This is a genomic window from Phreatobacter sp. (assembly GCF_052440005.1).
GTDB lineage: Bacteria > Pseudomonadota > Alphaproteobacteria > Rhizobiales > Phreatobacteraceae > Phreatobacter.
The window spans coordinates 25354-39334 of record NZ_JBQVQL010000002.1 but is presented as its reverse complement, the minus strand read 5'-3'; the positions used below and the strand labels follow the sequence as shown (position 1 = coordinate 39334).

The following is a 13981-nucleotide window of genomic DNA, read 5'->3' as shown; positions in this document are numbered from 1 at the left end:
GTCGTCTCCCGGGCGGTCAGTTGCGCCGGAACGTCAGATAGCATGGCGTCCGGCCCTCGCGCAGCGCCTTGGCCTCGTAGCGGGTCGACTGCCAGTTTGGCCAGGGCGTCTTCCAGTCGGCAGAGGAGCGGGCGGCAAAGGTGAAATCGGGCGAGCGCATCAGCCGCTCCAGCGTCCAGGCGGCGTAATGGTCGATGTCGGTCGCGAAGCGGAACTCAGCCCCGGGTTTCAGCACGCGGGCGAAGGCGCGGACCGTCTCGTCGGAGACGAAGCGGCGCTTGTGGTGGCGCGTCTTCGGCCAGGGATCGGGGTAAAGCAGGTAGACGATGTCGAGCGAGGCGTCAGGGATCCAGGGCAGGAGGAGCCCGGCATCCTCGGTGTGCAGGCGGACGTTGTCGATTTCCTGGCGCTCGACCTCGGCCAGCATCTTCGCCATGCCATTGATGAAGGGTTCGACGCCGACGAAGCCGAGGCGGGGATGGGCCGTCGCCTCGCGCACGAGATGCTCGCCGCCGCCAAAACCGATCTCGAGCACGTAGCCGTCGAGCGGCCGGGGGAAGAGGCCGGCGAGGTCGCAGGGCCGCGAGGGGTCGACCCGCAGGCGGGGGAGCAGGGTCTCGAACAGATCGGCCTGGTGCGGGCGCAGGGTCTTGCCCTTGCGCCGCCCGAAGAAGGAGCCCTGCCCCGCGAGGCGCTTGTCGTCGGTCATGGTCTCTTCGGTCATGGTCGGATTTGAGGTTTCGCCCCGCACAGGAGAGGTGCGCCCCTCGAGGTCGCTTCGAAGGACGCACTTCATCGGGGCAAGGCGCGGCCTTTGCAAGGCCCCCGCGGACACAGTGGCGGAAGCGATTGCAGCGTTCGATGCTGCGATGCAGCATCGGGAGGCAACACGGGCATCGGATGGTGGAGCCACGATCCACCCCGCACGGGCCCCGCACCATGACCCGCACCATCGCCGCCGCACTCGCGCTTCTGGCTTTCGCCGCGCCGGCCAAGGCCGACCCGCTCACCGACCTCGTCCGCACGAGCGAGGGCGCCTGCTTCTCCCACCGGTTCTCGCCTGCCGAGCTCGCCGCCCGTCCGGACCAGACGGTGAGGTCGCTGACGCTTGCCGTCACCCGGGCGGTGCCGCTCAAACCCGGCGATCCCGTTGTGGCGGAGATCACGGTGGTGCTGACCCGCCGCGACCAGCCGGGTATCTTCGCCTACCGCGCCACCTGCGTCGATCCGCTGCCGAACGGCGCCGCCTGTATCGGCTCCCTGTCGCCCGGCAGCGCGGAGGAAGCAGGCGACACCACCGTCACGCTCGGCGAAGGTGCGCGCAGCGTCCGCCTGTCGGCCACCTCCAGCCTCAAGGTGATCCCGCTCGGCGAAGCCGTGCCGCGGGTGGTCGTGCTGCCCTTCGGCCCGGCCGACGGCGATCTCGACCTCGCCGCGGCGCCCATGCGCACCTGCGCCATGATGGACGGCGCTGCGCCGGACTGAGGCCCCGAACGCAGAAAGGGGGCCCGGAGGCCCCCTTCCCTATTCCTTTCGGAGCGCGTCGCCTCAGGCGGCGACGGCGTCCTTCAGCTTGGCGACGAGGTCGGTCTTCTCCCAGGAGAAGCCGCCGTCGCGCGAGGCCTTGCGGCCGAAGTGGCCGTAGGCGGAGGTGCGGGCATAGATGGCCTTGTTGAGGCCGAGATGCTCGCGGATGCCGCGCGGCGAAAGGTCCATGACCTCGCCCAGGGCCTTCTCCACCTTCGCCTCGTCGACGCCGGCCTTCGCCGTGCCGTGCAGGTCGACGTAGATCGACAGCGGCTTTGCGACGCCGATGGCGTAGGACAGCTGGATGGTGCAGCGGTCGGCGAGCTTGGCGGCGACCACGTTCTTGGCGAGGTAGCGCGCGGCATAGGCGGCCGAGCGGTCGACCTTGGTCGGGTCCTTGCCGGAGAAGGCGCCGCCGCCGTGCGGAGCCGCTCCGCCGTAGGTGTCGACGATGATCTTGCGGCCGGTGAGGCCGGCGTCGCCGTCCGGGCCGCCGATGACGAACTTGCCGGTGGGGTTGATCCACCATTTGCAGTCCTTGGCGATCTCCAGGCCGTCGAGGGTCTCGCGGATCACCGGCTCGACAATCTTCTGCACGTCCTTGGAGGTCAGCTTCTCGTCGAGATGCTGGGTCGACAGCACGATCTGGGTGACCGCGGCCGGCTTGCCGTTCTCGTAGCGGATGGTGACCTGGCTCTTGGCGTCGGGGCCGAGCTTGCCGCAGCCCTTCTCGCCGGACTTGCGGTACTTGGTCAGGTTCTCGAGGATCTTGTGCGCGTAGTAGATCGGCGCGGGCATGAGCTCGGGCGTCTCGCGGCAGGCATAGCCGAACATGATGCCCTGGTCGCCGGCGCCCACGTCCTTGTTGCCGGCCTCGTCGACGCCCTGGGCGATGTCGGCGGACTGCGGGTGGAGGAGAACGTCGATCTTCGCCTTCTTCCAGTGGAAGCCGTCCTGCTCGTAGCCGATCGCCTTGATCGCCTTGCGGGCAGCCGACTTGAACTTGGACGGGTTGACGACCGGGTTGCCGTGGGCGTCCTTCAGGACCTTGCCGTCCTTGTCCTTCTTCAGCAGCGAATCCGGCACGCGGACCTCGCCGGCGATGACGACGCGGTTGGTGGTGGCGAGCGTCTCGCAGGCGATGCGCACGGAGGAGGCGGGCACGCCGGCCTTGGCGGCTTCCTTGAAGATCAGGTCGACGATCTCGTCGGAGATCCGGTCGCAGACCTTGTCCGGATGGCCTTCAGACACGGATTCCGAGGTGAAGAGATAGGAACTGCGGGACACGAAACGTCCTCCAGGAGCAAGAGCCCACGGGTATCGCGGGGTGGGGCGCCGTCGTATCGGTGGCACCGTGAACCGGATTTGAACAACCACACGGCAGAAAGAACCGCGCAGCAGCCGGCGACGCGCGCATCGCCCGGCGCCCAAGCCGGGCGAGGTTCTGGCAACAGCTTGTTCGACGGTCAAGTCCGAATATGGCAAAAAGGCCGGTTCGTTCGCAAAAAAGAACGACCGTGCCTTTTTCCAGCGTAGAGGCCGTCGTCAGACGGCCTCTTCCTCGTCACCCGCGAAGGCGCTGACGAGATCGACGATCTTGCGGCGGACCTTGGGGTTCTTGATGCGGATGAACGCCCGGTTCAACGCCAGGCCCTCGCTCGTGGACAGGAAGTCCGAGACGTAGGAGGCCGCGGCGACGTCGGAGAAGCCGCCTTCCGGGGCCGGTTCCCCCGAGGGAGCGCCCTCGAAGAAGAAGGAGACGGGCACCGAGAGAATGGCGCCGATCTGCTGCAGGCGACTGGCGCCGATCCTGTTGGTGCCCTTCTCGTATTTCTGCACCTGCTGGAACGTCAGTCCGAGGCGTTCGCCGAGTTTTTCCTGACTCATGCCGAGCATCATGCGGCGCATGCGGACGCGGCTTCCGACGTGCTTGTCGATCGGGTTCGGGGACTTCTTAACAACCATCAAAGACTCTCCGTGCCTCCGCACGCCTTGGAGTAACCCACCCCGACAAGCCCCCCGGCTTGCGTGACCGACCAAGCGGCCGATCATCGCGGAGATGACCATACCACCCCCGTCGCGCCGCACCAAATACCGGGCGCGGTGGTAGGACTGCATCCTACAATTTGCTTATGGCTAATTGTGCAGATCGTTACAAGTAAATTGACGACTGCCCTTTGGGTCAGGTGGACCCGACAACGCTCCGGCGTGTTTTACGGAGCAGGATCAACACTATCCCCAGCCCCGCGACAGCGAGCGGCACGTGGCCTGCCCGTGCGAAGACCGTCGCCGGCAGGGCCCTGGGCAGGTCGGCGTCCAGCACGTCACGGGCGCCGAGCGGCAGGGAGCGCAGGGTCCGGCCGAGCGGATCGACGACGGCAGAAATACCACTGTTTGCGGCGCGGACAACCGGCAATCCTTCCTCGATCGCCCGCACCGCCGTCTGGTGCATGTGCTGGAAGGGTCCGGGCGTGTAGCCGAACCAGGCGTCGTTGGTGAGGTTGAGCAGCCATTGCGGCCTGACGTCCGGAGCCGTCACGGCGCCGGGGAAGATGACCTCGTAGCAGATGAGGATGCCGACGGGCGGGGCGCCCGGCACGAGCAGGCTGCGCCTGCGGTCGCCGGCCGAAAAGCCGCCGCGCTGGCGGGTAATGGCCTCGAGACCGAGCGCCTCCAGACGGTCGTGGAGCGGCAGGTACTCGCCGAAGGGAACGAGGTGCACCTTGTCGTAGGTCTGGTTGATGACCCCTTCGTGGTCGATCACATAGGCGGAGTTGAAGACGCGGGGGTCGCGCCGGCCGGGCAGCGGCTCGTCGGGGCGGGCCGCGCCGGTGATCAGCGTCACGCCGGGCGGCACCAGATCGGCGATCTTCGACAGGGCTTCCCGGTCCCAGATGAGGAAGAAGGGAAAGGCCGATTCGGGCCAGATCACGTGGGTGACGTCCCGAATGCCGGAGCGCTCGGGCGAGGTCGGCTTGTCGGAGAGTTCGGCGTAGCGGGCGAGGATCTCGTCGCGCGCCTCCGGACGGAAGCGCTGGTCCTGGGGAATGGCGGGCTGGACGATACGGAGCTTCACGCCAGGCACGAAGGCGACTTCGGTGGTCGAGACCCGCCAGCCGCCGAACAGCGCGAGGCACATGAGCGCGAGAACGGCGCCGGTCGGCACGGCGAAGCGGACGGTCGGTCCCGCCTCCTCGTCGCCGAGCACGGTGGGACTGGCGAAGACGAGGACCGCCACCAGCGTCAGGCCGTAGACGCCGACGACGGCGGCGCCCTGGGCCAGCCAGACGTACTGGGTCAGGGCATAACCGTAGAGGTTCCAGGGAAAACCGGTGAGCACGGTGCCGCGCAGGAACTCGGCGACGGTGAGGCCGAAGCCGAGGGCGAGGATGCGGCGGGCGCCGGGCCGCCAGAGCAGCCGCGCCACGAAGGCGCCGAAGGCGGTGAAGAGCGCGAGGCCCGCCGGCAGCAGGGTCACCGCGGCCGGCAGCAGCCAGGCGAAACGGTCTGCCTCGACGAGGAAGGCCGCACCGACCCACCAGAGGCCAGCGAGGTGATAGCCGAAGCCGAACCACCAGCCCGTGCGGGCGGCGGCGAGCAAGGTCCGCCAACCGCCGCCGGCGGCGGATGCGCCGTCGAGCAGCCACACCAGAACGGGAAAGCTGACGGCGAGGACGGGGAACACGCCGAAGGGGGGCATGGCGAAGGCGGCCAGCGCGCCGGCACCGAAGGCCAGGCCCGTCCTCTTCCATCCCCAGGCGAGGATGACCCCGCGCGCCAGACCGCCCACCGTCACGGTGCGGCGTCCGCAGGGCGTCCGGGCGAATCGCACAAAGCTCCGCTCATGGCAGCCCGTGTCCGACAGGCCGGCGGCAGGGTCAAGCGGTCATCGGTCGCGCGATCACCGGTCAGGTCCTGCGGCTCCGCTCGATGGAGTGACGGGGCGGGCGGCCTGTTCGGCCGGTGCGGGCAGCACCTGCGCCGGGGCCGGCTCGGCACCGGGCGACGGAGGGACGACGGGAGCTGCGGGCGGGGTCGAGGCGACAGCGGCCACGGCGGACTGCTCCTCCTCGTCCTTGCGCCGGCCACGGACGGGCGGACGGCTGATGAGGCCGCGGCCGCGGGTGATCTTGACGCGCTTCACGCGGCGCGGATCGGCGTCGACGATCTCGAACTCGAGCTCGCCCGGCCCCGGCACCAGTTCGCCGCGGACCGGCACGTGGCCGGCGACGACGGTCAGGTAGCCACCGATGGTGTCGACGTCCTCGGTCATCTCCTCGCCGGGGTCGAAGTCGGGCCCCAGCACCTGGCGCACCTCGTCGAGCGTCGCCCGGGCATCGGCGATGTAGGCGCCGTCGGCGAGCTGGGCGATGGTCTTGCCGTCGTCGACGTCGTGTTCGTCCTCGATGTCGCCGACGATGCTCTCGACGACGTCCTCCATGGCGATGAGGCCGTCGGTGCCGCCGTATTCGTCGACGACGAGGGCGAGCTGAATGCGGGTCGCCTGCATGCGCGCCAGGAGGTCGATGGCGGGCATCGATGGGGGCACGAAGAGGATGGGGCGGATCAGCCGCGTCGCAGAGAGCGACACCTTCAGGTCGACGGCGCCGAGATCGAGGCCGGGCACGACCTTCGCCGGCTTGTCGGCGGGGGCATCGGCCTCGCGCGCCGAATCGGCGGCCTTCGAGCGGCGCTTGCGCGTCGCCTTCTTCGCCTCGGCGAAGAGGTGTTTCACCAGGTCCTTGATGTGGACCATGCCGACGGGATCGTCGAGCGTGTCGTCGAAGACCACGAGGCGTGTATGGCCGGCATCCTCGAAGGACTGCATCAGGTCGGCCAGCGAGACGTCCTTCTGCACGGCCATGATGTCGGCGCGCGGCTGGGCGAGATCGTTCACCCGGCTCTCGCGCAGGTCGAGGATGTTGCGCAGCATGGAGCGCTCTTCCGGCGAGAAGCCGGCGGCGGCTGGAGCGTTCTCCTCCAGCACGTCCTCGAGGTTCTGGCGGGCGGAGGTGGCGGCCCTCAGGCGGAGCTTGGCCAGCAACCGGTCGACCCAGCGGTCGTTCCTGTCTGCGGCGCGGTCGGACCCCGCTCTCGGCGCATCCGCCGGCTGTGCGCTCGCGGGGGTCGGGGTGGAAGCGGCCTCGGCCGCGGTGGTTCGGTATCGACTGTCGCTAGGGTCGGGCATGGGTTCCGTCGGGCATCATCCGCCCGGTCGCGTGGGGATCGCTGATTCCGAGGCCGGCGAGGATGGAGGTCTCGATCGACTCCATCGCCACGGCATCCGGCTCGGTCTCGTGATCATAGCCTAAAAGATGCAGGAGGCCGTGGATCGTCAAGTGGGTCAGGTGATCGGCGGGTGCAAGCCCCTCCTCCTGCGCCTCGGCTATGAGGGTCTCGTAGGCGACGATGACGTCGCCGAGCAGTGGACCGTGGGCTGCCGGGAAGGACAGGACGTTGGTGGGCTTGTCCTTGGCCCGATACTCGCGGTTCAGCCGCTGCACCATGGCATCGTCCGCGAGCGCCACGGACAGCTCGGCATCGGAGGGAATCGCCACGTCGGCGCGCGCAGCCACCGCGCGGACCGCCCGGCGAACGACGTCTTCCGCGTCGGCGAGGCCGTCCCAGAGGTCGGAGAGGACCGCGATCTCCGTCTGGATCCCGGCCCCGTCGCCTGCACGTGCGGTCATGGCTGGCGCATGCGCCGCGGCTGGTGCGGAGCGGCATGCTCGCCGGCCCGGGTCGCCGCCTCGTAGGCGCGCACGATGCGGCCGACGAGCTCGTGGCGCACCACGTCGTCCTCGGTGAAGTAGCTCTGGGCGATACCCTCGACGTTCTCGAGAAGGTCGAGCGCTTCCGAGAGGCCCGACTTCATGCCCGGCGGCAGGTCGACCTGGCTGGGATCGCCTGTGATGATCATGCGCGAGTTCTCGCCCAGGCGGGTGAGGAACATCTTCATCTGCATGGACGTGGTGTTCTGCGCCTCGTCGAGGATGACGACGGCGTTGGTCAGCGTGCGGCCGCGCATGAAGGCGAGCGGGGCGATCTCGATCATGCCGGACTGCATGCCGCGCTCGACCCGGGGGGCATCCATCAGGTCGTAGAGCGCGTCGTAGATCGGCCGCAGATAGGGATCGACCTTCTCCTTGAGATCGCCGGGCAAGAAGCCGAGCCGCTCGCCGGCCTCCACCGCCGGGCGGGTGAGGATCAGCCGGTCGACCAGCCCCTTGTCGAGCAGGGCCACGGCCTGCGCCACCGCGAGCCAGGTCTTGCCGGTGCCGGCGGGGCCGATGCCGAAGACGAGCTCGTTGCGCTTGAGGGCACGGATATAGGCGTCCTGCGCAGGCGTCCGTGCCCGCACGGTGCGCTTGCGGGTGACGATCTCCTCGTGGCCAAGGCGCGGCGCCCCGTCCGGCTCGAACAGCGAGCCCTGGGAGGTTGTCATGCGGATGGCGCCGTCGACGTCGCCGAGGGTGACGTCGTGGCCGCTCTTCAGGCGCGCGTAGAGGTTCTCCAGCACGATCTTGCCCTGCTCGCAGGGATCGGCGGGACCCACGAGGTTGACGAGATTGCCGCGGGCGGTGGCACGGATGCCGAGGCGCTTCTCGAGGAAGGCGAGGTTCTGGTCGTACTGGCCGAACAGGCGGCTCGCGAGACGGTTGTCGTCGAAGGAGAGGGTGATCTCGGCCTCTGCCGTATCATCGGCCGCAAGCCAGGGAATGTTGCGTCCGCTATCCGGGCCGAAGCCGCCCCCGCTGGAATTTTTCAACCGCGCCGTCCTCTTGTCCTGGGTCGAGACCACTCATTCAGCCGCATGCACTGCGCTCATATGGTCGTCCGCGGCGAGAACGCCATCCAGGGAGTTTGTCTTGGCTCCCGTGATTCGCACAGGGACGATGCTGCCGATCACAGACGACGGTCCGATGACCTGGACCGGCGACAGATAGGGCGAGCGTCCGACCACCTGGCCCGGCTTGCGGCCGGCCTTCTCGAAGAGCACGTCGACGGTCTGCCCGACGAGGCTCTCCTGGAAGGCATGCTGCTGGGCGGTGACGAGCGCCTGCAAGGCATGAAGCCGCGTGGTCTTCAAAGGTTCCTCCAGGTGCCCGTCCATCTCGGCGCCGGGGGTCCCGGGCCGCGCGGAATAGGCGAAGGTATAGGCGGCGGCGAAGCCGACCCGGCGGACCAGATCCATGGTGTCCTCGAAATCGGCGTCCGTCTCGCCGGGAAAGCCGACGATGAAATCCGAGGAGAGCGCAATGTCCGGCCGCGCGGCGCGGATGCGGTCGACCAGGCGGAGATAGTCGTCGCGCGTGTGCTTGCGGTTCATGCGCTTGAGCACCGCCGAGGATCCCGACTGCACCGGCAGGTGGAGATAGGGCATGAGGGCGGGGAGGTCGCCATGGGCCTCGACGAGATCGTCCGTCATCTCGCGCGGGTGGCTCGTCGTGTAGCGCAGTCGCGCGATGCCCGGCACTTCGGCGAGCCGATAGAGCAGCCGGGCGAGCGTCCATTCCGATCCGTCCGGACCGGCGCCATGATAGGCGTTGACGTTCTGGCCTAGCAGCGTCACCTCGCGCACGCCCGCGGCCGCCAGCTTCTCCACCTCCGCCAGCACCTCGGCGACCGGCCGAGAGACCTCCGCGCCGCGGGTGTAGGGCACGACGCAGAACGTGCAGAACTTGTCGCAGCCCTCCTGCACCGTGACAAAGGCGGTGAGGCCGCGCGAGCGGGTCTTGGCCTCGGGCGTGGCGGGAAGCGCCTTGAACTTGTCCTCGACGGGGAACTCGGTGTCGACCACACCGGGGCTGACGCCGGCACGGGCGACGAGGTCCGGCAGGCGGTGATAGCTCTGCGGCCCGACGACGAGGTCGACGACCTTGGCGCGCCGGACGATCTCCTCGCCCTCGGCCTGGGCGACGCAGCCGGCGACGCCGACCATCACCTTGCGACCAGCCGCCCTCGCCTCGTCCTTGATGATCCGGATGCGGCCGAGTTCGGAATAGACCTTCTCGGCGGCGCGCTCGCGGATGTGGCAGGTGTTCAGGAGGATGAGGTCCGCCTCCTCCGGGGTTGCCACCTCGCGATACCCCTCAGCGCCCATGACGTCGGCCATGCGCTGGCTGTCATAGACGTTCATCTGGCAGCCGTAGGACTTGACGTAGACGGCCTTCGGCGCGGGATTGTCGGGTTGGCTCATCAGGGGCTCCGGAGGGCGGAGCTATAGCGGGTTCGCGGCGGGGCGTTAAGGGGCCCGACCCGAGACCCCTCCGCCCGCCTGCGGGGCAGCACCCCGATGGAAACCCGGCGCCCGGCGTCCCACCGATACGCGACTGTATCGGACTGCGATGCGCTTGAGGATGAGGTTTTCAACCGACAGGCGCAGCGTCCGCCCGCCGATCCCCCGACGATGGAACAGCTGGCAGATCAGAAACAATTTTTTGCAGAATCGTCGCAAATCCCCTCCTTACGTAAGGTAATCTGTTAAGGCTGGAAGCGCCCTATCCGCGTGTTCTCATGAACTGAGTGGATGGCCGCCATGCTCGACCTGCTGCGCAACACGCGTATCGCCCCCAAGATTTTCGCGGCCCTCGGGCTCCTCCTCGCCACCGCGATCACCGTCGCCCTGACGGCGCTGTGGAGCTATGGAACGTTGAGCGTGGCGGAAAAGGAAGTGGCGGCGTCGGGCCTCAGGGTGCAGCAGGCGGGCCGCGCCACGGCGAACCTGCTCTCCTATGCGCGGGCCGTCGAGTTCCTGCCGCTGGACCTGCCCGCGGAGCAGCGGACCACCTTCGAGAAGTCAGCCGTCGACGAACTCGCGCGGTTCCGCCGGCGGTTGGACCAGCTCGAGGCGGGATCCCGCGTCGCCGCGGGCCGAGCCGACGTCGCCCGAATGCGCGAACTCATCGCCGACTACGAGAAGCGTTCGCAGCCGATCTTCACGATGTCCCGGGCCGGCCAGTTCGACGATGCCGGTAAGCTCGCCTTCGACCTCGCCGTCGTGATCGCCGACGTCCGGGCCGTCATCCGCGGCCTCGAGGACCGCGCCATCGCCCGCCAGCAGGAGGCGATGAAGGCGGTGGATGCCGCCCTGTCGCAGGGAACCTGGACCATGGTGCTGGTGCTGGTCGTCGGCGCCCTCGTGAGCCTCGGCCTCGCCGGCTGGATCGTCATCGGCTTCATCACCCGGCCGCTCTCGGCGATGACCGCGGCCATGGGCCGCGTCGCGGCCGGGGACGTCACGGTTGCCGTGCCGGCGCTCGGCCGACGCGACGAGGTGGGCAAGCTCGCCGACGCCTTGGAGACCTTCAAGGCCAATCTCATCGAGACCCGCCGCCTCGCCGCGGAACAGGACGGCGAGCGCGCCGCCAAGGAGCGTCGCGCCACCGTGGTCGCCGCCGCCGTCACCGATTTCGAGAGATCGGTCAGCGAGGTCGTGTCCACCGTCACGGGGGCCTCCGCCGAACTCGAGGCTGCCGCGACCACCCTGACGGGAACCGCGGAAGAGACGCAGGCCAAGTCCGGCATGGTGGCGGCCACCTCGGAACAGGCATCGGGCAACGTCCAGGCGGTTGCCGCAGCCACCGACGAGATGAGCTCGTCGATCAGCGAGATCGCCCGTCAGGTGCAGCATTCGACCGAGAAAGCCCGCAGCGCGGTGGCCGAGGCCAAGGCCACCGACGCGAAGGTCGCCGAACTCCTCGACGCCGCCGGCCGCATCGGCGACGTGGTGAAGCTGATCACGGCCGTCGCCGAACAGACGAACCTTCTGGCACTCAACGCCACCATCGAGGCGGCCCGCGCCGGAGAGGCCGGCAGGGGCTTCGCCGTCGTCGCCTCCGAGGTGAAGGCCCTGGCCGGCCAGACCGCGAAGGCGACGGAGGCCATCGGCACGCAGATCGCCGCCATGCAGATGGCGACCCGCGAGGCCGCGAGCTCTATCCAGTCCATCGGCACGACCATCGTCGAGGTGGCCGAGATCGCCACCGCCATCGCTGCGGCAGTGGAGGAACAGGGCGCGGCCACCCAGGAGATTTCGCGCAACGTGCAGGAAGCGGCGAGAGGCACCGGCGAGGTCGCCCAGTCGATCGTCGAGGTGAACCAGGGCGCCGTCGAGACGGGCTCGGCCTCGGCTCAGGTGCTGGCCGCCTCGCAGGAGCTGTCCATGCAGGGCAGCCGCCTGAAGACCCAGGTCGACACCTTCCTCGCCGCCGTCCGGGCGGCGTGATGACGCGAGCGGGACGGCGGCACGTCGTCCCACCCCCGCGACACCGCTTGACCCGCTCTGCTTTTGCCGACTTTTTTGCAGTGCGGCGGGAACCAATCAGTCCTTTCCGCCGTACCCAGCATGTCATGACCATCGGCGGAGATGATCTATGCGGTTTCTGTCCCTTCTCGCAGCGTCAGGCCTGATCCTCACGGCTACGGCTGCTGGCGCCAATACGATCGACGGCACCTGGATGCGCGGCGACGGCAATGCGCGCGTCCGCATCGCCCCCTGCGGCGACAAGGTCTGCGCCACCAACGTGTGGATCGGCGATACGAGCAGCGGCGAAGAGGTGGGTGACCGCCTCATCATGACGCTCGCGCCCGAGGCGGGCGGCCGGCTCGCCGGCACCGCCTACGACCCCAAGCGCCAGCGCAGCTACAACATCATCATCACCTCGAACGGCCAGCAGATGAGCACCAAAGGCTGCATCCTCGGCCGGGTTCTGTGCCGCGAGGTAACCTGGACTGCGGCGCGCTGAGTGGCAGCGCCCTTGGTTGGTCTGCGGCGCAGCGCTTTCCTTGCTTAGGAAGCGCTCCGTTACGATCTGTTCCGGCTCCGTCGGCGCATGAGTGTCCAAGCCCAACCAATGCCGGGGAGGGCAGTCAGGAGTCCGGCAGCGGCTAGCCGCCATCCGGCCTTCGCATGGTACGCTGCCGCGTCCGCTCCGGGCGTAGCGCTCAACCATGCGGCCTGCAGCGCCCACCAGGCACAGACGACCGCCAAGACCAGACTCACAGTCGTTAGCGAGATTGCAGCAAGCCTCATACCCTCGCCCTGACGAGATGGATCGATCTGACCCCCGTCAGCCCGGATCCAGCGGCGTCGTCCCCGTCGGCGTACCGTCGGCGGCGAGCGTGATCTTCTGCACGCGCGCCTCGGCGTCGCGCAGCAGCGCCTCGCAGCGCTTCTTCAGGGCCTCGCCGCGCTCGTAGATGGCGATGGATTCCTCCAGCTCCACCTTGCCGCCCTCCAGCTTCTGGACGATCTGCTCCAGTTCGCCGATGGCCTTCTCGAAGGAGAGGGCCGCGACATCGGCATGGGGGGCGGCGCTCGTGTCGCTCATGGGGCACTCCGGGGAATCGGCCTGGGTCAGCCGCGCATCAATGCCATGACATGGGCGCCGACGGAACGGCCGAGGCCCTCGAGGTCGTAGCCCCCCTCCAGTACAGAGACCACGCGGCCCGAGCACGTCTCGTCCGCGACCTCCATCATCCGCTTGGTCGCCCAGGCGAAATCGGCCTCGGTGAGGTTGATGTTGGCGAGCGGGTCGCGCTCGTGGGCGTCGAAGCCGGCGGAGATCAGCACGAGATCGGGACGGAAACCGCGCATGCGCGGCAGGATCACCGTGTCGAAGGCCTCGCGGAAGGCGTCACCGCCGTCGCCGGCGCGCAGCGGGGCGTTGACGATCTGGTTGTGCGCGCCGGTCTCGTTCAGCGCCCCAGTGCCGGGATAGAGCGGCATCTCGTGCGTCGAGAGATACATGACCGAGGGATCGGACCAGAAGATGTCCTGGGTTCCGTTGCCGTGGTGGACGTCGAAATCCATGATGGCGACGCGGGTGGCGCCATATCGCGCCTGGGCGTGGCGGGCGGCGACGGCGACGTTGTTGAACAGGCAGAAGCCCATGGCGGTGGCCGTCTCGGCATGGTGGCCGGGCGGCCGCGTCGCCACGAAGGCATTGCTGACCTTTCCCGTCATCACCTCGTCCACCGCGAAGATGGCGCCGCCGGCCGAGCGCAGCGCCGCCTCGTACGAGCCGGGCGAGAGGGTCGTGTCGCCGTCGACATGGACCAGGCCGACGAAGGGCGTGGCGTTCTGCAGCTTCTCGACGAATTCGGGCGGATGAACCCGCACGATGGCCTCGACGGAGGCCTCCGGCGCCTCGTCGCGGGCGAGGTCGGCGAAGCGCTCGTGCTCCAGCACGTGGGTGATCATGCGCAGCCGGTCGGGACGCTCGGGATGGCCGAACGGCGTCTGGTGCTCGAGGCATTTGGCATGGGAGATGACGAGTGTGGTCACAGCGGCCGGCCCTTCCATGCACTGTCACGGGACGCGCGGGCCTCGCCGCCGCCCTCCGTGCCATGAATAAAGCATGGGACGGCGGGTGCAACCGGCGCCCCCCACGCAAACGTGATGGCAGGGGCGAAGATCCCTGCGGACACCTGTCGAAACATGCTTTCCCCC

General features: G+C 68.7%; 13 protein-coding genes. 3 read left to right on the top strand and 10 right to left on the bottom strand.

The genetic code is table 11. The features are described from left to right. Positions 1-16: 16 nt before the first annotated feature. On the bottom strand, positions 17-724 hold the full coding sequence (gene trmB, locus ACT6XY_RS00865) for a tRNA (guanosine(46)-N7)-methyltransferase TrmB (protein ID WP_444746456.1): 708 nt from the start codon (positions 722-724) through the stop codon (positions 17-19). Positions 725-939: 215 nt separating this feature from the next. On the opposite strand from trmB, the gene ACT6XY_RS00860 reads away from it, so the two are divergent. Then, positions 940-1485: a hypothetical protein gene (locus ACT6XY_RS00860; protein ID WP_444746455.1), complete on the top strand. Its 546-nt coding sequence runs from the start codon at positions 940-942 to the stop codon at positions 1483-1485. Positions 1486-1548: 63 nt separating this feature from the next. Here the strand turns inward: ACT6XY_RS00860 and metK are convergent, their stop codons facing one another. The 7 genes from metK to miaB form a co-directional block, all read right to left on the bottom strand. Further along, positions 1549-2814, bottom strand: coding sequence for a methionine adenosyltransferase (gene metK, locus ACT6XY_RS00855; RefSeq protein ID WP_444746454.1), 1266 nt, complete (start codon positions 2812-2814; stop codon positions 1549-1551). Positions 2815-3072: 258 nt separating this feature from the next. Next, the gene (locus ACT6XY_RS00850) at positions 3073-3492 is read right to left on the bottom strand and encodes a helix-turn-helix domain-containing protein (RefSeq protein WP_106747199.1); all 420 of its coding nucleotides are present in this window, start codon (positions 3490-3492) and stop codon (positions 3073-3075) included. 217 nt (positions 3493-3709) lie between these two features. Then, positions 3710-5323: an apolipoprotein N-acyltransferase gene (lnt, locus tag ACT6XY_RS00845; protein WP_444746453.1), complete on the bottom strand. Its 1614-nt coding sequence runs from the start codon at positions 5321-5323 to the stop codon at positions 3710-3712. 105 nt (positions 5324-5428) lie between these two features. Further along, a complete protein-coding gene (locus ACT6XY_RS00840; protein WP_444746452.1) occupies positions 5429-6571 on the bottom strand; it encodes a hemolysin family protein in 1143 nt (380 codons plus the stop codon). Between the two features lie 130 nt (positions 6572-6701). Next, positions 6702-7217 (bottom strand): rRNA maturation RNase YbeY, encoded by a 516-nt coding sequence (gene ybeY / locus ACT6XY_RS00835; protein WP_444746451.1) that lies wholly within the window; start codon positions 7215-7217, stop codon positions 6702-6704. After that, entirely contained in the window at positions 7214-8248 is a 1035-nt protein-coding gene (locus ACT6XY_RS00830; RefSeq protein ID WP_444746530.1) for a PhoH family protein, read from the bottom strand. Before ACT6XY_RS00830 ends, ybeY begins: the two co-directional genes overlap by 4 nt. 81 nt (positions 8249-8329) lie before the next feature. Then, positions 8330-9727, bottom strand: coding sequence for a tRNA (N6-isopentenyl adenosine(37)-C2)-methylthiotransferase MiaB (gene miaB, locus ACT6XY_RS00825; RefSeq protein WP_444746450.1), 1398 nt, complete (start codon positions 9725-9727; stop codon positions 8330-8332). Between the two features lie 330 nt (positions 9728-10057). On the opposite strand from miaB, the gene ACT6XY_RS00820 reads away from it, so the two are divergent. Both ACT6XY_RS00820 and ACT6XY_RS00815 read left to right on the top strand, forming a co-directional pair. Further along, entirely contained in the window at positions 10058-11755 is a 1698-nt protein-coding gene (locus ACT6XY_RS00820) for a methyl-accepting chemotaxis protein (protein ID WP_444746449.1), read from the top strand. A 148-nt stretch (positions 11756-11903) separates the two neighbouring features. Beyond that, entirely contained in the window at positions 11904-12275 is a 372-nt protein-coding gene (locus ACT6XY_RS00815; protein WP_444746448.1) for a DUF2147 domain-containing protein, read from the top strand. Between the two features lie 324 nt (positions 12276-12599). Here the strand turns inward: ACT6XY_RS00815 and ACT6XY_RS00810 are convergent, their stop codons facing one another. Both ACT6XY_RS00810 and ACT6XY_RS00805 read right to left on the bottom strand, forming a co-directional pair. Continuing rightward, positions 12600-12860: an exodeoxyribonuclease VII small subunit gene (locus tag ACT6XY_RS00810; protein ID WP_444746447.1), complete on the bottom strand. Its 261-nt coding sequence runs from the start codon at positions 12858-12860 to the stop codon at positions 12600-12602. A gap of 26 nt (positions 12861-12886) precedes the next feature. Continuing rightward, the gene (locus ACT6XY_RS00805) at positions 12887-13816 is read right to left on the bottom strand and encodes a histone deacetylase family protein (protein WP_444746446.1); all 930 of its coding nucleotides are present in this window, start codon (positions 13814-13816) and stop codon (positions 12887-12889) included. Positions 13817-13981: the final 165 nt, after the last annotated feature.